The 18,265-nt window shown below is 70.4% G+C and carries 17 protein-coding genes; 7 read left to right on the top strand and 10 right to left on the bottom strand.

What is annotated here, in order from left to right; translation table 11 throughout:
• Window positions 1-227: 227 nt before the first annotated feature.
• Window positions 228-857 carry a YceI family protein gene (locus D7Y11_RS09375; protein ID WP_120581326.1) on the bottom strand — a complete coding sequence of 210 codons (630 nt, stop codon included), beginning with the start codon at window positions 855-857 and terminating at the stop codon, window positions 228-230.
• Between the two features lie 34 nt (window positions 858-891).
• Window positions 892-1,767, bottom strand: a complete 876-nt coding sequence (locus tag D7Y11_RS09370) for a dioxygenase (protein ID WP_121780450.1) — start codon at window positions 1,765-1,767, stop codon at window positions 892-894.
• A gap of 145 nt (window positions 1,768-1,912) precedes the next feature.
• Here D7Y11_RS09370 and D7Y11_RS09365 point away from each other — a divergent pair, with 145 nt between their 5' ends.
• Window positions 1,913-3,553 carry a sigma-54-dependent Fis family transcriptional regulator gene (locus D7Y11_RS09365; RefSeq protein ID WP_126933520.1) on the top strand — a complete coding sequence of 547 codons (1,641 nt, stop codon included), beginning with the start codon at window positions 1,913-1,915 and terminating at the stop codon, window positions 3,551-3,553.
• Window positions 3,554-3,574: 21 nt separating this feature from the next.
• On the opposite strand, the gene D7Y11_RS09360 is transcribed toward D7Y11_RS09365, so the two are convergent.
• From D7Y11_RS09360 to D7Y11_RS09330, 7 genes are all read right to left on the bottom strand, one after another.
• Entirely contained in the window at window positions 3,575-4,306 is a 732-nt protein-coding gene (locus D7Y11_RS09360) for a rhomboid family intramembrane serine protease (protein ID WP_121754159.1), read from the bottom strand.
• 132 nt (window positions 4,307-4,438) lie between these two features.
• Window positions 4,439-4,636, bottom strand: coding sequence for a hypothetical protein (locus D7Y11_RS09355; RefSeq protein ID WP_120581322.1), 198 nt, complete (start codon window positions 4,634-4,636; stop codon window positions 4,439-4,441).
• Between the two features lie 184 nt (window positions 4,637-4,820).
• Window positions 4,821-5,036, bottom strand: coding sequence for a hypothetical protein (locus D7Y11_RS09350; protein WP_014399195.1), 216 nt, complete (start codon window positions 5,034-5,036; stop codon window positions 4,821-4,823).
• A 56-nt stretch (window positions 5,037-5,092) separates the two neighbouring features.
• Window positions 5,093-6,289: an acetyl-CoA C-acetyltransferase gene (locus tag D7Y11_RS09345; RefSeq protein WP_126933519.1), complete on the bottom strand. Its 1,197-nt coding sequence runs from the start codon at window positions 6,287-6,289 to the stop codon at window positions 5,093-5,095.
• 74 nt (window positions 6,290-6,363) lie between these two features.
• Complete coding sequence (locus tag D7Y11_RS09340) at window positions 6,364-7,014, bottom strand: hypothetical protein (protein ID WP_120596014.1); 651 nt, start codon at window positions 7,012-7,014, stop codon at window positions 6,364-6,366.
• On the bottom strand, window positions 7,011-7,688 hold the full coding sequence (locus tag D7Y11_RS09335; RefSeq protein ID WP_126933518.1) for a 2-hydroxychromene-2-carboxylate isomerase: 678 nt from the start codon (window positions 7,686-7,688) through the stop codon (window positions 7,011-7,013). Before D7Y11_RS09335 ends, D7Y11_RS09340 begins: the two co-directional genes overlap by 4 nt.
• A gap of 27 nt (window positions 7,689-7,715) precedes the next feature.
• Window positions 7,716-11,315 (bottom strand): serine/threonine-protein kinase, encoded by a 3,600-nt coding sequence (locus tag D7Y11_RS09330; RefSeq protein ID WP_126933521.1) that lies wholly within the window; start codon window positions 11,313-11,315, stop codon window positions 7,716-7,718.
• Between the two features lie 402 nt (window positions 11,316-11,717).
• Here D7Y11_RS09330 and D7Y11_RS09325 point away from each other — a divergent pair, with 402 nt between their 5' ends.
• The 5 genes from D7Y11_RS09325 (at window position 11,718) to D7Y11_RS09305 (ending at window position 15,968) form a co-directional block, all read left to right on the top strand.
• Window positions 11,718-12,383 (top strand): serine protease, encoded by a 666-nt coding sequence (locus D7Y11_RS09325; protein WP_126933517.1) that lies wholly within the window; start codon window positions 11,718-11,720, stop codon window positions 12,381-12,383.
• Window positions 12,384-12,503: 120 nt separating this feature from the next.
• A complete protein-coding gene (locus D7Y11_RS09320; protein WP_120578670.1) occupies window positions 12,504-12,788 on the top strand; it encodes a hypothetical protein in 285 nt (94 codons plus the stop codon).
• A 149-nt stretch (window positions 12,789-12,937) separates the two neighbouring features.
• Window positions 12,938-13,336, top strand: coding sequence for a PleD family two-component system response regulator (locus D7Y11_RS09315; RefSeq protein ID WP_121754156.1), 399 nt, complete (start codon window positions 12,938-12,940; stop codon window positions 13,334-13,336).
• 123 nt (window positions 13,337-13,459) lie between these two features.
• Window positions 13,460-15,115, top strand: coding sequence for an L-glutamate gamma-semialdehyde dehydrogenase (gene pruA / locus D7Y11_RS09310; protein WP_120596019.1), 1,656 nt, complete (start codon window positions 13,460-13,462; stop codon window positions 15,113-15,115).
• 4 nt (window positions 15,116-15,119) lie between these two features.
• Window positions 15,120-15,968, top strand: a complete 849-nt coding sequence (locus D7Y11_RS09305) for an aldose epimerase (protein ID WP_120578668.1) — start codon at window positions 15,120-15,122, stop codon at window positions 15,966-15,968.
• Between the two features lie 8 nt (window positions 15,969-15,976).
• Here the strand turns inward: D7Y11_RS09305 and D7Y11_RS09300 are convergent, their stop codons facing one another.
• Window positions 15,977-17,164: a cytochrome P450 gene (locus tag D7Y11_RS09300; RefSeq protein ID WP_120578667.1), complete on the bottom strand. Its 1,188-nt coding sequence runs from the start codon at window positions 17,162-17,164 to the stop codon at window positions 15,977-15,979.
• An 86-nt stretch (window positions 17,165-17,250) separates the two neighbouring features.
• Here D7Y11_RS09300 and D7Y11_RS09295 point away from each other — a divergent pair, with 86 nt between their 5' ends.
• The gene (locus D7Y11_RS09295) at window positions 17,251-18,222 is read left to right on the top strand and encodes an alpha/beta hydrolase (protein ID WP_120578666.1); all 972 of its coding nucleotides are present in this window, start codon (window positions 17,251-17,253) and stop codon (window positions 18,220-18,222) included.
• The last annotated feature ends 43 nt before the right edge of the window (window positions 18,223-18,265 follow it).

Raw genomic sequence — 18,265 nt, 5'->3', positions numbered from 1 at the left:
ACGTACGAGGTCGCAAGCGAGCCGAAGCCGCGTGGTTGCTCGCACTCGTCGCCCACAACCTCCTGCTCGCCATAGCGCAAGGCTGGTTCGACGAGTCGGAAGGCTCATTTCTTCTCACGCCCTGAGCGTCACCCCTGGGGGCGGCACCGCCCGCCCCCACCACGCACAAAAAAGAGGGGCCCCGGTCACCCGAGGCCCCTCTCTTCATTTCAAGACCGGGACGAAGACTACTTCTTGTCCGTGGCCGTCGGGGCCGCCGCCGCGTCCGGCTTCTTCGTGGTCTCCAGGTCCAGGGTGATGGTCACCTCGTCACCCACCGCCACGCCGCCAGCCTCCAGCGCCTTGTTCCAGGTCAGGCCGAAGTCGCTGCGCTTGATCTTCGTGGTCGCCACGGCGCCGCGGCGCACGTTGCCCCAGGCGTCCTTCGTCTCCGCCGTCGGGCCTTCCACGGCCAGCGTCACGGGCTTGGTCACGCCGTGCATCGTCAGGTCGCCCGTGACGTTCAGCTTGTCCTTGCCGGCCTTCGCCACCTTCGTGGACTTGAAGGTGATGGTGGGGAACTTCGCCGTGTCGAAGAAGTCAGGGCTCTTCAGGTGCTCGTCGCGCTTGGGCTCGTTGGTGTTGATGGTGGTCGCGTCGAGGGTCGCCTCGATGGTGGACTTGGTGATGTCCTTGTCATCCAGGTTGACGTTGCCCTTCACGTTGCTGAACGTGCCACGCACGTTGGACACCATCATGTGCTTCACGGCGAACTGCGCGCTGGAGTGCGACGAGTCGATCTCCCACGCGGACGCGAAGGCAAACGAGGGGGCGGCGACGGCGACCAGCGTGATGACGGACTTGAGCGACATCTTCATGGTGTGGACTCCTTGAGGTTGCGGACTGCGAGGTTCAGGCGCGCAGCGCGAAGCTGCGCATGGACAAGGTTCCGTGATGGAAGCCCTCGAACACCGGGGTGATGCGGTCCTCGGGGAGGGCAGCTCCGAGGACGAAATAAATGGGCAACCAATGCTCGGCAGATGGATGCGCAACCCGCGCATTCGGTGCATCCATCCATGACTGAAGCCCAAGGAAGTCACGTGCGGCAAGTTTTCCGGCGACCCACGCGTCGAACTCGGCGGCCCATGGTTCAGCGGACGCCAGCTTGTTTCTGAAATTCACCCGGCGAAGGTTGTGCACCACCCCGCCGCTCCCCATGAGCAGCACGCCCTCCGAACGCAAAGGACGCAGCGCCTCGCCCATGCGCGCCACCTGCGCGGGCGTCGCGTCCGCCGGCAGCGCCACCTGCAACACGGGCACGCGCGCCTCCGGGAACGCATGCCGCAAGGGCACCCAGACGCCGTGATCCAAGCCGCGCTCGCCATCCGCCACCGCGGGCACACCCGCGGAGGACAATCGCGCCACCACGTCCTCGGCCAGCGAAGGAGCGCCGGGCGGTGCGTAGCGCAGCCGGTACATCTCTTCCGGGAAGCCGTAGAAGTCGTAGACGAGCGGCGGAGCGGCCATCGCCGTGACGTGCACGCGCGCGTCCGTCTCCCAGTGCGCGGACACCACCACCAGCGCCTTCACCGCGCCCACGCCGTCACCGAAGCGCTTGAGCGCCTGGGGATACTCGTCCGCGTCCAGCGCCGTCATGGGCGAGCCGTGCGAGACGAACAGCGCCGGCGCCACCTGCCGGACGACCGAGGGCCCAGGCCCCATCACTCCCGCCACCCCGGCGGCCGCCACGCCCTGCAGCACCTCGCGTCTGTCCACCCCGGTAGGCATCGTGGCGGCTTGTACTGCAACCCCAGGACCAACGCAGCCGACACGGCAACCACTGATAATTGCTCGACATCCCATTCCAGCGCTGTGAAACGACTCTCAGATTGATAGAGATGCACCTCAGACTGAAACACCTGGGAGAGACGTCGTGGCGGGTCTGGAAGGTTTGGACTTGAAGGAGCTCCTGGCGCTCGAGCCGAAGGGCGGAGTCATCCGCTTCGCCGGGCAGCGGGCTCTGTTGATGGATCCGGTGGCGCTGGGCCTCCTGCGCAAGGAGCTCATCGGGATGCTGGGGATGACGGCCGCGCGCGGCATCTTCACGCGGCTGGGCTACGCGCACGGCTGGCGCACCGCGGAGGCGATGAAGACCGCGGTGCCGTGGACGGATGAAGCGGAGTGGCGCCGCTCGGGTGGCCGGCTGCACACGCTGATGGGCCAGGTGCGCGTGGAGCGCATCGAGCGCACGGACAAGGACGGACCGGAGCCCTTCGCGGAAGCGCAGTGGAGCGACTCCTATGAGGCCGAGCAGCACCTGCTCCACCTGGGCCAGGCCGAGGAGCCCGTGTGCTGGAGCCTCACCGGCTTCGCGTCCGGCTACCTGAGCTACTGCAACAACAAGCCCATCTACTGCGCGGAACTCAAGTGCGTGGGCAAGGGCGACGCGTTCTGCCACATCGTGGGCCGCCCGGAGGCGGAGTGGAGCGCCGAGTGCACGGAGTTCCTGCGCTTCTATGAAACGCAGTGCATGGAGGGCGTGCTCGGGCAGGTGACGGAGGCGCTGCGGCAGGCGGAGCGCAAGCTGCGCGCGAAGCGTCAGTCGCTGGCGCGCGTGTCCGGCGTGACGGAGGACCCGACGGGCATGGTGGCGCGCTCGGAGTCCATGCAGCGCGTGCTCAACCTGGCGCGCAGGTCCGCCAAGGTGGACACCACGGTGCTCGTCACCGGCGAGAGCGGCGTGGGCAAGGAGAGAATCGCCCGGCTCATCCACGACGAGTCCGGCCGCGCGCACAAGGCCTTCATCGCCGTGAACTGCGCCGCGGTGACGGAGAGCCTCCTGGAGAGCGAGCTGTTCGGCCACGCGAAGGGCGCCTTCACCGGCGCCACGCACGACCGGCCCGGCCTCTTCGAGGCGGCGCACGGCGGCACCCTCTTCCTGGATGAAGTGGGCGAGGTGCCTCCCGCCATGCAGGCCAAGCTCCTGCGCGCCCTCCAGGAGCGCGAGGTGCGCCGCGTGGGGGAGAACACCAGCCGCAAGGTGGACGTGCGCGTGGTGGCCGCCACCAACCGCGAGCTGGCCGAGGAGGTCCGCCTGGGCCGCTTCCGCCAGGACCTCTTCTACCGCCTGCGCGTCATCGAGCTGCGCATCCCGCCCCTGCGCGAACGCCGTGAGGACATCCTCCCCCTGGCGCGGCTGCTGCTGGCGGAGACCGGCGAGAGGCTGGGCCGCCGCGTGAATGGCCTGGCCCCGGACGCGGCGGATCAACTGCTGCGCTACACCTGGCCGGGCAACGTGCGCGAGCTGGGCAACGCCGTCGAGCGCGCGGTGGCGCTGAGCGAAGGCCCGCGAATGGAGCGCGACGACTTGCCGGAAGAGGTGCGCGCCGCGCCGCCCAGCCTGGTCCCCACCGGCAACCCGCGCCGGCTGGAGGACATGGAGAAGGAATACATCCTCGCGGTGCTGGCGCAGAACGGCGGCAACCGCTCACGCACCGCGGAGCAGTTGGACATCGGCGTGGCCACGCTCTACCGGAAGCTCAAGCAGTACGGCCACCCGGAGGCCGCGCACTGAAGGCGCGCGGCCTTCAGGCCTTCAGTTGAGGAACTGGTCGCGGTCCGACGGGCGGTCGCGGTCCACCACGCGCAGGTGCTTGGAGCGGTCGCGCAGCTGCCGCTGCAGGCGCCAGTGCTGCAACTGGAGCATCAGCCGCTTGGGGCTCGCGCCGCGCACGTACACGAACACCAGCACCAGGCCGAAGATCTCCGGCGCCACCGCGCGCCAGGAGCCCGCGGTCAGCATGTTCAGCACCGTGAAGCCCGCGCCAATGGCCGCGAACCAGTTGCCCGTCAGCGGGATGCCCCAGAAGTTCGCCTGCCCCTTGCCGATGACGAGCCCGTACGCCACCCACATCACCGCCGTCATCACGGAGCCGCCCGCGTAGATGCTCATGGGCATCACCAGGGCCAGCGCCGTGGTGATGAGGCCCGCGACGAACGGGATGCCCACCGCGACCAGCAAGAGCCGCTTGCCGCCCCAGGTGGACTCCAGGAAGCCACCGATGGACCAGATGATGAGGCCGCCGAAGAGGATGCCCAGCGGGCCCGTGGCCACGAAGGCGTAGGTGACCAGCTCCCAGACGCGGAAGCGCAGAATCACGTCCGCCGGGTTGAGCAGCAGCAGCCCGCCCTGCCCGCGTGAGGTCGCCAGGAACAGGGCGGAGATGCCCACGAACGCGATGGCAAGCTTGGCGGCCATCGAATCCAGGCTCGGGAACATGTCGCCGAAACCGCCGCCGCCTCGATTGAAGCCCCGCATGGGTCGCATAGAGGCCCAAAGGTGGTGGAACCCCGCCCGGTCCGCAACCCCAAATCCAGAAACGATGAAGGGCGCCCCACCCTGGTGTCACCAGGGAGAAGCGCCCTCGCATCCCACGCCTTCGCTGTACCTGCCGGGCCGCTAGACCTTGTGGCGGTAGAAGAGCGTGATGGTCAGACAGTGAAACTCCTTGTCCGAGGACTGCGTGACGATCTTGTCCACGATCTCCACGGCGGAGTTCTCCTTCAGCCACTTGGTGATGTTCTCACCCATGTTCTCGCGATCGCGCGCGAGCGTGGTGGAGAACACCTTGACTCCCGTGAAGCTGATAACGGCCATTCCACCCTCGTGTCACCAGAGATTACAAATGTTTACCCCGAGTCGGGGGCGCCATCAAGAAACGGGCCCGACAATCCGGCCTGGGAGCCGCCTCCCCCCTCGGGGAGTCCATCGGGGAGGGGGGCCCGCCCTCCGTCCACCCGCCGACAGTGCGGCGGGGGGCGTGGGCGCATGGCCCCGGCTTTCAGCGACCGGCGGCGGCGCGCCGGGCCTGACAGGTGACTTCATCCTTGCAGGCGGGACCGATGCCCTCCGGGTGGGCCGTCAGGGGCGTCTTGTCGCTCTCCTCCACACCGCACACCACGCAACGGCGCTTGCGGTTGCGGCGCTCGGCACGGCGCTGCTCGGCGATGGCCTTGGCCCGCTCGCGGGCCGTCTTCGCGTCCACCTCGTTGCTCATCTCACCACGTCCCGTCCGGATGTCGTCTGCCCCGTACCCCGTCGCCACGTGCGCTCCTAGAGCGCCTCGACCAGCACCGCGATGCCCTGGCCGCCACCGATGCAGGCGGACCCGATACCATAGCGGGCGCCCCGGCGCTTCAGCTCGTACGCCAGCGTCATGGTGATGCGGGCCCCGGAGGCGCCCAGCGGGTGGCCCACGGCGATGGCGCCGCCGTTGACGTTGGTGGCGTCGCGTGGCAGGCCCAGCTCCTTCTCCACCGCCAGGTACTGGGGCGCGAAGGCCTCGTTGACCTCGAAGAGGTCCACGTCCGACAGCTTCGCGTCCGCGCGCTGGAGCAGGTTGCGGATGGCCGGCGCGGGGCCAATGCCCATGATTTTCGGGTCGCAGCCGGACACGCCCCAGTTGACGAGCCGCGCCACGGGCTTGAGGCCGTGCTTCTCCACGAAGCTCCGGGTGGCCATGACCATGGAGCCCGCGCCGTCGCAGATGCCGCTGGCCGCGCCCGCGTGCACCACGCCGTCCTTCTTGAACACCTTGGGCAGCTTGCGCAGCCCCTCCACCGTGGTCTCCGGGCGGTTGTGCTCGTCCTTGGAAACCACCGTGTCGCCCTTCTTGCCCTTGAGCGTCACCGGCGCGATTTCATCCGCCAGCCGGCCCGCCTCCTGCGCCGCGGCGAAGCGCTTCTGGGTGAGCACCGCGTACTGGTCCACGTCGTCCTGCGTGAGGCCGTAGTCCACCGCCAGCTGCTCGGCGGTGAGCGCCATGGCCTGGCCGGTGTAGCTGTCCGTGAGGGCCGTCCAGAGCATGTCCTCCAGGCCGCCCTTGCCCAGGGGGATGCCCCAGCGCGCGCCGCGGATGACGTGGGGCGCCTGGCTCATGGACTCCGTGCCGCCCGCGAGGACGGCCTCCGCGCCGCCCGTCAGCATCATCTCCGCGGCCGTGACGAAGGCCTGGAAGCCGGAGCCGCACAGCCGGTTGACGCCCAGCGCGGGCACCGGCACCGGCACGCCCGTGCGCAGGCCCACGTGGCGCGGCAGGTAGATGGCGTCCGAGCTCGTCTGGACGACGTTGCCGTAGACGACATGCTCGATGAGCTCCGGGGAGACGCCCGCCTGGGCCAGGGCCGCCTTCGCGGACTCCACGGCCAGGTCGGTGGCGCTCAGGTCCTTGAGGCTGCCGCCGTAGGTACCGAACGGGGTGCGCTTGCCGGACAGGAAGTAGATTTCCTCGTTCTTGGACACGCTCTTCATGGTGCTCGTCTCCCTACTCTTCCGGGGCGCGCGGTGCACGCACGACGTGACGCGGAATAGCGTCCAGGGGGCCGTCAGCCCGCGCGCCGTCCCAGGAAGGCGCTGGCGACGATGGCAAGCGCGATGGCCGTCCACAACAGGCCCTGGAGGTTCTGGCGGCGGATTTCCTTGCGCCCCAGGCCCTGGTACCAGGCCCTGGCCGCCTGGACCCGCCCCTCCCAGGTGAAGCCCTCCGGACCCGCCGCTTCCAGGCCCTCCAGCCGTCGCACATGCGCGCGCAACAGGCGCTCCGGTGCGGCGTCCTCCAGCGACCCGGAGCGGTAGCCGGGCACGTCCAGCGCGGGGCGGCGGTAGCTGGCCGTCACCACGAAGCCCCCGGAGGCCAGGGGGGTGAGCAGGTAGAGCCGGGGCAGCAGGTCTCCCCCCTCGTGGAGGGTGGCGAAGACGCGCTCGCCCGGGTGCGCCCAGTCGTAGGAGCGGGTGGCCTTCTGGAGGAGCGGCTTCTCCTCGTGGCTGCCCACCGGCGTGAAGCCCAGCGCCTGGAGCTGGCCCGCCAGGGGGCTCAAGGAATCCGGCAGGTCCATCTGGTCCGCCGGGGCCTCCGGCTCCACCCGGACGGAGTGGGGGAAGAGGTAGAGCAGCGCGCGCCAGAAGTTGAGGAACAGGAGCACGCCGGCCAGCACCAGGCCGGCGACGGCCACTCCCAGCTGCCCGAGCACGTTCACGGGCGCGGCTTTCCGCCCTGGCGCCGGTCCGCGGTGGCGGGCAGGTGCTGCCACTTCGCCAGCTCCGCGGGGGTGAGCGGGTCGCGGCCCTCCAGGAAGCGCTCCAGGTGGCCCAGCGAGTCCACGCCCCAGAACATCTCGTCGTCCACCAGCACGGACGGCACGCCGAAGGCGCCCTGGGCGAGCGCCGCCTCTGTGTTCTTGCGCAGGCGGTCCTTCACCTCCGGCAGCTGGGCCCGCTCGAGCAGCGCCCGCGCGTCGAAGCCCGCGTCCGTCAGCACCGCGCCCACCTGCTCCGGCGTCTCGATGCCCCGGCCCTGCCCCCACGCGGCCGAGTAGAGCGCGGTGGTGAGCCGCGTGCGCTCCGCCACGTCGTCCACCGCCGCCGTCACGCGCAGGGACAACAGCGGGTTGAACGGGTGCGAGGGCGGCAGGGTGAAGGGCGCGCCCTGCTCATGCGCGATGCGGAACGTCTGCTTGAAGACGTAGACGCGCTTGGCGGGGATCTCCGCCGGCCCCACGGAGCCCACGGCGTTGAGCAGCCCCGCGAGCAGCACCGGCACGGGATCCAGCACCCGGCCGTGACGCTCCGCGATGGCGGGCATGCGCAGCCAGGCGAGGTAGGCGTACGGGGACAGGTAGTCCAGGCAGAAGCGCAGGGGGGAGGAGGCCATGCGCCCATCCTAAGCACGACCCGGCCGTCAGGCGCTCTGCTTCACGTCCTCGTGCTGGCGCGACAGCGGGCCGCGCAGCGACTGGGCAAGCTGTTGCAGGTGCGTGGCCCGGGCGGTGGTGAAGGCCCGCTCGGCGATCTCCAGCTCCCGCATCGCCTCTTCCGGCGTGCCGTGCCGCTCCGCGTGCTGCATGTACACAAGGCCCATCTGGAGCACGTTACCGGTGGACTCCGCCAGCAGGCGCGCGTGGCGCAGGTGCGCATCCCCCTCCTCCTGGGACACCAGCGGCGCCAGGGCGCGGCGGGCCAGGATTTCATCCCAGGGGTTGGCGAAGCGCGGGTCCAGCGCGCGCTCCAACGCGGCCTCGGCGGCGGCGAGCGCGGCGGGCAGCCGGCCCTGCTCCCTCTCGAAGCGCGACTGGTACACGCGCACCAGCGTCTCCATGCGCAGGCCGCCCTTCTGAGCGGCTTCCAGGGCGCGGGGCAGCGACTCGCGCGCGGCGGCCGCGTCCTCGAAGAGCACGTCGCGGCACGCCTGGTACACCTGCACGTGCGCGCGCAGCCAGCGGTCCTCGGGCAGCACGAGTGAGAGCGCCTCGCCGCGCGACACCACCGCGGCGACGAGCTCGTGCTCGCCTCGCTCCAGGTAGTACGGCGGCGTGAAGAGGGCCAGGTTGCGCTCCATCAACCGCGGACTGCCCAGCCGCCGGACGAGCTCCGTCTTCTGCGCGAGCGCGGACGCGAACGCGGCGCCGTCGCCGGTGAAGGCCGCGCGCGCCACCTGCGCGAAGAGGTGGTAGGCGCGCACGTCGGTGAAGCCCTGCGCTTCCGCCAGGTGCAGCCCGTCCTTCAGCAGCGCTTCGTCCAGCGGCTCGCCGCGCAGGGCCAGGTTCACGTTGAGCAGGTAGCCGCCCATGCCCAGCGCCCACGCCAGCCGCCGGGGCGGACGCCCCACCGCGTCGCGGAACGCGTGCAGCCGCTGCACCTGCTTGCGCTGCTCGGCCACCCCGCCCGCCCAGTGGCCGGTGTACGCGCACAGCGTCGAGCGCGCCACGGACAGCCCCGCCCGGTACGGCGAGTCCTCCGGGTGCTCGGCGGCCACGCCCGCGATGAGCGCCTCCAACTCATCCGTGCGCCCCAGGATGGCCAGCGCCATGCCCTGGAGGATTTGAAGCTCGGAGCGCTTCCAGAAGACGTCCACCGGCGTCATCCGCCCGTCCGCCGACACCTCGCGGAAGAGCGGGATGAGCAGCTCCTCGCGCTCCGCGGGCGTGGCCACGCGCGCGGACTCCAGCCGGGAGAGCGCCTCGCGCCGTCCGGCCTCCACGTCCACCGTGGCCGCCCAGTGCGCGAAGAGCCGCTCCGCGTACGCCACCGACGTCGGCGGGTCGCTGGAGTAGCCCACCTCCACCAGCGACACCCACGTGCGCAGCAACTGCTCCGAGCGGCCCGGGTAATCCGGCGCGGACTCCAGGAGCCCCGCCGCTTCCTTCAGCAGCAGCGTGGCCTCCAGCAGCGCCTCCGCCTCGATGGCTGCCTGGCCCGCCTCCAGCAGCGGCTGGATGGCCTCCGCGGGCGCGTCCGAGCGAGCGAAGTGCCAGCCCACCGCGCGCACCACGCCCGAGCGCCCCGAGGGCAGCGCCTGGAGCACCCGCGCCACCTGGCCGTGGTACGTCCGGCGCTCCGCCTCCGGCGTGCTGTCGTAGACGGCCTGGTGCACGGTGTCGTGCGTGAAGACGTACCGGCCCTCCACGTCCTGGAGGAACTGCCGCTCCACGATGCCGTCCAGCACGGCGAACAGCTCCGCCTCCGGCAGGCCGGACAGCGCGCGCAACAGCGGCAGGTCCAGCATCCGGCCCGCGGGCGCCAGCTTGCGCAACAGCGACACCTGCTCCGGCGGCGCGTTGGCCAGGCGCACCAGCACCGCCTCCTGGATGCTCGCGGGAAGCCTCCGCGTGCCCAGCCCTTCTTCCGCTTCCCAGCGCCCGCCCACGCGCTTGAGCGCGCCCGCCTCCACCAGCATGCGCAGGCATTCCGTGGCGAAGAAGGCGTTGCCGCCGGTGGTCTCGTGCAGCCGCTGCACGAAGCCCTCCGGCACGTCCAGCCCCGGCAGCACCAGCCCCACCAACTTCGCCACGTGCTCGGCGGACAGGGGCTCCAGGTCCATGCGGGACGTGAGCTTCTCGTCCACCGTCTGGAACGCGAGGCTCAGGCGCGACAGCTCCTGCGAGCGGAACGTGCCCACCACCACGCCGCGCGTGCCGTGCAGCGCGCGGATCAGGACGTTGAGCGCCTCCAGCGACGCGCTGTCCGCCCACTGCAGGTCCTCGAAGCAGAGCACGAAGGACTGCCGCCCGCCGAGCGTGTGGGTCCACTCCGTCAGCGCCTCGAAGAAGGCGGCCTTCTCCGCGGAGCCGTCGCGCGGCAGCTGTTCGTCCTGGTCGCCCTCCAGCACCTCCGGCGACAAGAGGCGCGCGAGCGGAGCCTTCACCCGCTCCATCAAGTCCGAGGGCGTTTGCGGCACCAGGCAGCGCAGGGCCTGCGCCACCGGCGCCAGCGGGGACAGCCCTTCCGCGCGGCACTGGCCCCGGCCGAAGGGCAGCTCCGCCAGCTTCGCCTGGAGCTCGAACTCCTGGAGCAGCCGCGTCTTGCCCACGCCCGCGGGGCCGCCCACCAGCATCGCGCGCGACTGGCCCCAGTCCGCCTCCGCCAGGCCGTTCATCAGCCCTTCCAGCTCCGCCTCGCGCCCCACCACCTCCGGCACGTGCAGGTAGCTGGCGCGCGCGGACAGCGGCTCCTCGGGGACGGGCTCGCCGCTGGCGTGGCAGAGCGCCTCCAGCAGCTCGCCCGCGTCCTGGAAGCGCTCGCGCGGGTCCTTCGCCATCAGGAGGAGGATGATCTCCTCCAGCTGCGGATCCACCGGGCAGAGCGTGGAGGGGCGCGGCGGCGGACGCGTCAGGTGATCCGCCAGCAGCACCGCGGGGCTGTTGCGCTTGAAGGGCAGCTTGCGGGTGGCCAGGTACCAGGCCATCACGCCCAGCGAGTACAGGTCCGCGCGCCCGTCGATGCTCGCGCCGCGCTGCCACTCCGGCGCCAGGTACTCCAGCGTGCCCTTCAGCTTGCCGGGGCTGGGCGTGCCCAGCTGGTGCATCACGCCGAAGTCCATCAGCTTCACCGCGCCGGACTCGGTGATGCGCACGTTGCTGGCCTTGATGTCGCAGTGCACGTACAGGCGCGAGTGGATGAACGCCAGCACCTGCGCCATCTGGATCAACACGCGATACAGCGTGCGCGTGTCCAGCGGCGCGTCCCGCACCAGCGTGCTCAGGTCCTTGCCGCCCACCACCTCCATGGTGATGAAGCGGTTGCCGGCCTCCGTCATGCCCCAGTCGAAGACCTTGAGCGTGGACGGGTGCTGGAGCTTCTTCATGGCGAAGAACTCGTGCCGGAACAGCAGCACCAGCTCCTCCACCTTCGCCGCGGACAGCTCCGCGGGGACGTGCATCTCCTTGAGCGCCACGCGCCGGCGCTCCTGCAGGTCGTCCGCCAGCCAGATGCGGCCCATGCCGCCTTCGCCCAGCAGCGACTCCACGCGGTAGCGCCCGGTGACGACGACGCCCGGAATCAGCGAGCGCCGCTCTCCGATGCCCGAGCCCGGCAACGTGATGGGCGTACGCGCCCGATCCCCCCAGGTGCTCGGAGGGCGGGTGCGTTCATCCAATACCGTTGTCTTCTCGTCGTCGCTCACGAGCCAAAGGGCTGGCCGTTTCGAGGCCTGGATCTGGATTCCAGAATCCAGACGTAGCGAGGAATAGCACGTTTCAGTGACACCGCCTCCGGGACATCCGAGCAGGTGCACGCTCTGCTGCCATTCTCTGTTTCACCGCCTCGCTGGAAGAAGACACGGAATCAAGCCCGGACGCCTGCTGGGGAGCCACTTCCCCACCCGCTCCCACGACACGCCCGCACGCGTGCACACCGTTCCTTCGAACCCCTGGGCCCGTCGCCCGGGGGAGGAGGGGGAAGCGGCATGCGTGCATGGAAGTGGGGCGGCGCCACGGTGGCACTCGCGGCCGTGAGCGCCTGGATGGCCTGCGGCCAGTCCGGCCCGGGCGAAACGCAAGGGTTGGAGAAGGCTGAAGCCGCGACGGTGACGCTGGGCGACGGACACTGCGCGGGCGTGGTGGTGGGCCAGGGCCGCCATGTCCTCACCGCAGCCCACTGCGTCGCACCGGACGCGGGCGAGGAGCGGACGAACTTCGAGGACGGCCGGCAGCTGAATGGCCGCTACGTGTTCGTGGATCGCGGCCGGGACATGGCGGTGCTGGAGCTGGAGGCGAAGGCGCCGGTGGCGCCGCTGGAGGTGGCGGAAGGGCTGCCCATCCCTGGCGCGATGCTCGTCTTCACCGGACGCCACGACCGGCCCGGTGAACCGCAGCGGGTGATGGTGGAGCGCTGGGGCCGCTGCCCTTCGCTGCCGGACGTGCCCAACGCGCTCTTCACCACGATGCACGGCGTGCCGGGGGACTCCGGCGCGCCGCTGGTGGACGAACAACTGCGCGTGGTGGGCCTGGTGCATGGCGGCGCGCGGTGCAGCATCGCCGCGCCCACCGGGGACGTGGCGCCAGAGGTCCAACGCCTGTCGCGAGAGGACACGCAGCCGCTGGCCCGACGGCCGACTTCCGCACCGCGCTGACGCGGCGGGACGGCGCACATCGCCCTTCCCGCACCTGGACGGCCAGGCAGGCGGCGTGCGCACGCGCCGTCATTGCCCCGTCGATCCGGTGCGGCCCACCTTCCCATCGGAGGTGGCACCATGGCTTCGGACAAGGGCTCCAAGAACTTCCAACCGCGCAACCGGGGGCAGATGGAGGACGCGCTGGACCGCGGCGCCGCCGAGCTGGCCCGCGAACGCTCCCAGGCCGCGACCCGCGAGGACGAGAACCCGGGCCCGCTGGAGGAGACGCGCTGGGAAGCGGAGGTGGAGCGCGGCGCGGAATGGCAGGACCAAGAGGTGCCCGAGCGTGAGGCGCGGGGCGACGAGGAGCCGGACTCCGAGGTTTCCCGGCGGGGGCTCGTGAATCCGCCGCCCGAGGGTTAGCGGCGTTGGCGGCAAACCCGTGAGGTGGAGGCTTTCGGGAATTCTCACGGGTGAAGGGGGGCCTCTTGCCCGGTGCGCACGGCGGGGGGATGCTGTGCGCGCCGTTCCCCCTTGCCGTTCGTCGTTGCCTCCCCAGGAGTCGATGCACCGTGAAGCCCAAGGTCCTCATCGTGGAGAACTCCTGGACCATGCGAGAGACGCTGAGGCTGCTCTTGTCGGGTGAGTTCGACTGCACGGTGGCCGCGGATGGAGAGACGGGGCTCGCGCACGCGCTGGCGCAGCCGCCAGACGTGCTCCTGTCGGACGTGAACATGGAGGGCATCGACGGCTACGAGCTGTGCCGCCGCGTGCGCGCGGAGCCCGCCCTGGCGCACCTGCCGGTGATGTTCGTCAGCGGCTACCCGCCCCGTACGGAGCTGGAGCCCGGGCAGCCCCAGCCTGACGCGTACCTGGTCAAGCCGGTGAAGCCGCCGTACCTCATCGCGCAGCTGCATGCCGTGCTGCAGCGCGCGAGGGGCGCCACCGCCAAGGCCGCGGGCGAGGGCTGAGCCGGACGCCCGCCGGGGCCTGGTGTCTCGGCGAGGACGCCGCACGCTTCTGTCACTGACCTGGGACACGGGGAGGGCTATACCTTGCCCGAACTTTCCATCCTCTCGTCCCGAGGTTCCCGCGTGCTCAACGCCACTCCCCGCGTCCCGGCTCCCAAGAACGAGCCCGTCCTCTCCTACGCTCCCGGCACTCCGGAGCGCGCGGAGCTCCAGTCCACCCTCAAGAGCATGAGCGGGGAGCGCATCGAGATCCCCGTCGTCATCGGTGGCAAGCACGTGAAGTCCGGCAAGACGGACACCGTGCGCATGCCGCACCGGCACCAGCACGTGCTGGCCACCCTGCACGAGGCCGACGCGGGCCACGTGGAGCAGGCCATCCAGAACGCCATGAGCGTGAAGGAGGACTGGGCGCGGATGCCCTTCCACGCTCGCGCGGCCATCTTCCTGCGCGCCGCGGAGCTGCTCGCCACGCGCTACCGCCCGCTGCTCAACGCGTCCTCCATGGCCGGCCAGTCGAAGACGGCGCACCAGGCGGAGATCGACGCGTCGTGCGAGCTCATCGACTTCCTTCGCTACAACGTCCACTTCGCGCAGCAGATCCTGGCCATCCAGCCGGAGAACTCGCCGCAGATGTGGAACATGACGGACTACCGGCCGCTGGACGGGTTCGTCTTCGCCATCGCGCCGTTCAACTTCACCTCCATCGCGCTGAACCTCTGTCTGTCGCCCGCGCTGATGGGCAACGTGGTGCTGTGGAAGCCATCCTCCACGCAGGCGCTGAGCGCCTGGTACAGCCTGGAGCTGATGCGCGAGGCGGGCCTGCCCGACGGCGTCATCAACATGCTGCCCGGCGACGGCCCCACGGTGGGCAACCCGGTGCTGGCGAGCCCCCACCTGGGCGGCATCCACTTCACCGGCTCCACGCCCACGTTCAACAACCTGTGGAAGACGGTGGGAGAGAACATCGGCCGCTACAAGCAGTACCCGCGGCTGGTGGGTGAGACGGGCGGCAAGGACTTCATCTTCGCGCACCCGTCCGCGGCGGACGACCTGGAGGCGCTCGCGGTCGCCATCGTGCGCGGCGGCTACGAGTACCAGGGCCAGAAGTGCAGCGCGGCCAGCCGCGTCTACGTGCCGGAGTCCCTGTGGCCCAAGCTGAAGCCCCGCCTCCAGGCGCTCATCAGCGAAATCAAGATGGGCGACGTGGCGGACTTCCGGAACTTCATGGGCGCCGTCATCGACGAGCGCTCGTTCAAGAAGGTGTCCTCGTACATCGAGCTGGCGAAGTCCGGCGGTGACGCGACCATCGTCGCGGGCGGCGGCACGGACAAGAGCGAGGGCTGGTTCGTGCAGCCCACGCTGGTGCAGTGCGACAGCCCGCGCCACCGCATCATGACGGAGGAGATCTTCGCGCCGCTGGTCGGCCTGTACGTCTACCCGGACGCGAAGCTGGAGGAGACGCTGAAGGAGTGCGACCAGTCCGCGAGCTACGCGCTGACGGGCGCCATCTTCGCGCGCGACCGCAAGGCCATCGAGCACATGATGAGCGCCCTGCGCAACGCGGCGGGCAACTTCTACATCAACGACAAGCCCACGGGCGCGGTGGTGGGCCAGCAGCCGTTCGGCGGCAGCCGGGCGTCCGGCACCAACGACAAGTCCGGGTCGATGATCAACCTGTTCCGCTGGAGCAGCCCGCGCACCATCAAGGAGAACTTCGCGCCGCCGGTGAAGGTCCCCTACCCCTTCATGGACAGCGACCCGAAGGAAGGGGCCATCTAGTTCCATGAGCGGACCGTTCCCGGGCATCGCGGGGCTGGAGACGTATGCGCTGGAGGACGGCGGCTGCCGCGTGGAGATCATCCCCACGCGCGGCGCGCTCGTCACGCGCATGGTGGTGGACGGCGAGGACGTGCTCTATCTGGACGAGAGCACCGTCGCCGACCTCACGAAGAGCGTGCGCGGGGGCATCCCCGTGCTCTTTCCCAACGCCGGTCCCCTGCCCGGGGACACGTATCCGGCGGACCGCAAGGCGTACTCGCTGCCGCAGCACGGCTTCGCCCGGAAGCTGCCGTGGACGGTGCGCCAGGCGGAGGACTCGCTGCTGGTGCTGGGGCTGACGTCGTCGGAGGAGACGCTGCGCCAGTACCCGTGGGCCTTCGACGCGCAGCTGGCGTTCTCGCTGGCGGGCCGGAGGCTCACGGTGGACTTCGACGTGGAGAACCGGGACACGCGGCCCCTGCCGCTGCACCTGGGCTACCACCCGTACTTCCGCGTGCCTCAAGGGAACAAGGCGCAGGCGCGCGTGGAGACGGACGCCACGCACGCGTGGGACAACCGCGCGAAGCACGAGGTGCCCTTCACCGGCCTGGACCTCACCGCGCAGGAGGTGGACATGCACCTGCGCGACCACTCCGCGCCGGGCACGGTGCTGGAGCGCGGGCCGGGCCTGTCCCCCGTGAAGCTGTCGTGGAGCCAGGAGTTCCGCCTGCTCGTCGTGTGGACGCTGCAGGGCAAGGACTTCGTCTGCGTGGAGCCGTGGACGGCCGCCGCCGGGGCGCTGGCCACCGGCGAGGGTTTGTTGCACGTGGACCCGGGCGAGCGCGTGTCGCTCGCGTTCGACATCGAGGCCTGACGCGCGCTTCAGGCGTGCGGGATGAGGGGCAGGCTCAGCGGGCCGCGCACGGTGAGGGAGGTGTTCCACTTCACCGGGCCCGTGGGCGTGAAGCGCGTGAAGCGGGACAGCAGCACCTCCAGCCCCACGCGCGCCTCCAGCCGTGCCAGCGGCGCGCCCAGGCAGAAGTGGATGCCGTGGCCGAAGGGCATGTTGTTCACGCCCTCGCGGTCCATGTCGAAGGTGTCCGGGTCCTTGAAGCGCTCGCCGTCGCGGCACGCGGAGCCGATCATCAGCGCCACGCGCGCGCCCTCCGGAATCACCACGCCCGCGACTTGTGTCTCCTTCGTGGTGACGCGCACCAGGCCGTGCACGGAGGGCTCGTAGCGCAGCACCTCCTCCACGAAGCGCCCCACCTGCGCCGGGTTCTCGCGCAGCCGGGCCACCAGGTGCGGCTGCTCCATCAGCATGCGCACGCAGTGGCTGACGAGTTGCACGGTGGTCTCCAGCCCCGCCACCACCAACAGGAACAGGAAGCTCATCAGCTCCGCGTCGCTGAGCGCTTCGCCCTCCACGCGCGTCTTCACCAGGTCCGACACCATGTCGTCCTGCGGATGGCGGCGGCGCTCGGCGACGACGTCGGACAGGTAGTCCTCCATCTCGCGCACGGTGGCCTTGATGGATTCGTGCCGGTGGGTGTCCTTCTCCGTCGTGCCGGACACGCTGGACAGGTCCACCGACCAGCGCTTGTAGCGGGCCGTCATGGTGGGGTCCAAGGCGAAGAGTTCGCCAATCACGCTCGCGGGCAGCGGCATGGCGAAGGCGTCCACGAGGTCCACCTCGCGCTCGGGGGTCAGCCGTTCCGCGAGTATCCGCGCGAAGCTCCGGATGCGCGGCTCCAGCCGGTTCACCGCCGCGGGCGTCCACGCGCGGCTCACCAGTGTGCGCAGCCGCATGTGATGCGGCGGGTCCATGACGATCATCGACTCGGAGAAGGGGTTGTGACCCAGCCACGGCGGCGCGGTGGTCGTGCGCACCCCAGCGGAGGAGAACACCTGCGGGTTCTTGAAGGCCGCGGCCACGTCCTCGAAGCGGGTGATGGCCCACAGCCCAGCGGGTTCCACCTGACACACCGGCGCGGTGCGGCGCAGCTCCGCGTAGACGGGGTAGGGATTCGCCCGGACTTCCGGCGCCAGCAGGTTCACGCGTCCAGTCATGAAAGAATTTCCTTTCCCGACTGGAAATCTATACCCGGTATGCTGGCTGTGAACAGAGGCGTCGCCTCCCCCTCCCTCGAGTCACCATGTCCCGCTTCGTCCTCGCCGCCGTTCTCGCCCTGGGTCTGTCCGCGTGTTCCGACGACCCCGATGAAGTCATTCCCGACTCCGGCACGAACCCCACCGCCGACGCGGGCACGGATGCCGGCACGGGCACGGACGCGGGCACCGACGTGGATGCGGGCACGGACGCCGGGACGGACGTGGATGCGGGCACGGGCAGTTCGCACGGCTCCGGGAAGCTCGCGTGCAGCAAGACGGGCACGGTGAGCACGGACGCGGGCACGCTGACGTACTGCGTGGCGCAGGTGGGCGCGACGGAGGTGAAGTACATCGAGCCGAAGCAGGGCATCGCGCCCGAGCCCATGCGGCTGGCCATCTACCTGCACGGCGACGGCGCGAACGCGTACAACGGCAGCAACCCGCGCTCGCTGTACACGCACGGCGGTTGGACGTACGGGCACAACACGCTCTACGTGACGGCGCTCGCGCCCAACAAGTGCGCGTGGTGGACGGTGCCGGAGCGCACGGACTGCTCCACGGAGGCGCCCATCGAAGCGCGCGACCTGGAGGGCAAGAACGCGGCGGAGCTGGTGTCGCTCATCGAGGCGCTGCGCAAGGGCTGGGACATCCAGGACGGCCCCATCCTCTTCGGCGGTTCGTCGGGCGGATCCATCGAGCTGACGGCCAGCTTCCTGCCGCGCTACGGAGACCGCTACCCGGGTATCTACGCGCTGAGCTGCGGCGGTGAGAAGCCGTGGTCGGGCAGCATGAACTGGGACGCGTCGAACGCGGCGCTGCGCGGCGGCACGAAGTTCTGGTTCACCTACGGCGACCAGGACTACCTCCTCCAGGACATCCAGGCGGCGGAGGCGTACCTGGGCGGGCTCGGGTTCCCGGTGAATGACAAGGTCATCGCGGGCGCGGCGCACTGCGCGCAGCCGTTCGACCAGGTCGGCCGCGTCACGGAAGTGTGGAACGAGGCCACCGCGCAGTAGGCATCCTCCCCTGCTCCGCTTCTCGCGGTGATTCCATCGCAAG

Origin of the sequence: Corallococcus sp. AB018, from assembly GCF_003986945.1 — a bacterium.
Lineage (GTDB): Bacteria > Myxococcota > Myxococcia > Myxococcales > Myxococcaceae > Corallococcus > Corallococcus exiguus.
This window is presented reverse-complemented; position numbering and strand designations above follow the sequence as displayed.

Coding starts and splice junctions, on each gene's coding strand:
- D7Y11_RS09375 (WP_120581326.1), bottom strand. CDS start 857: ATGAAGATGTCGCTCAAGTCCGTCATCACGCTGGTCGCCGTCGCCGCC.
- D7Y11_RS09325 (WP_126933517.1), top strand. CDS start 11,718: ATGCGTGCATGGAAGTGGGGCGGCGCCACGGTGGCACTCGCGGCCGTG.
- D7Y11_RS09370 (WP_121780450.1), bottom strand. CDS start 1,767: ATGCCTACCGGGGTGGACAGACGCGAGGTGCTGCAGGGCGTGGCGGCC.
- D7Y11_RS09320 (WP_120578670.1), top strand. CDS start 12,504: ATGGCTTCGGACAAGGGCTCCAAGAACTTCCAACCGCGCAACCGGGGG.
- D7Y11_RS09305 (WP_120578668.1), top strand. CDS start 15,120: ATGAGCGGACCGTTCCCGGGCATCGCGGGGCTGGAGACGTATGCGCTG.
- D7Y11_RS09300 (WP_120578667.1), bottom strand. CDS start 17,164: ATGACTGGACGCGTGAACCTGCTGGCGCCGGAAGTCCGGGCGAATCCC.
- D7Y11_RS09350 (WP_014399195.1), bottom strand. CDS start 5,036: ATGAGCAACGAGGTGGACGCGAAGACGGCCCGCGAGCGGGCCAAGGCC.
- D7Y11_RS09335 (WP_126933518.1), bottom strand. CDS start 7,688: ATGGCCTCCTCCCCCCTGCGCTTCTGCCTGGACTACCTGTCCCCGTAC.
- D7Y11_RS09360 (WP_121754159.1), bottom strand. CDS start 4,306: ATGCGACCCATGCGGGGCTTCAATCGAGGCGGCGGCGGTTTCGGCGAC.
- D7Y11_RS09345 (WP_126933519.1), bottom strand. CDS start 6,289: ATGAAGAGCGTGTCCAAGAACGAGGAAATCTACTTCCTGTCCGGCAAG.
- D7Y11_RS09355 (WP_120581322.1), bottom strand. CDS start 4,636: ATGGCCGTTATCAGCTTCACGGGAGTCAAGGTGTTCTCCACCACGCTC.
- D7Y11_RS09295 (WP_120578666.1), top strand. CDS start 17,251: ATGTCCCGCTTCGTCCTCGCCGCCGTTCTCGCCCTGGGTCTGTCCGCG.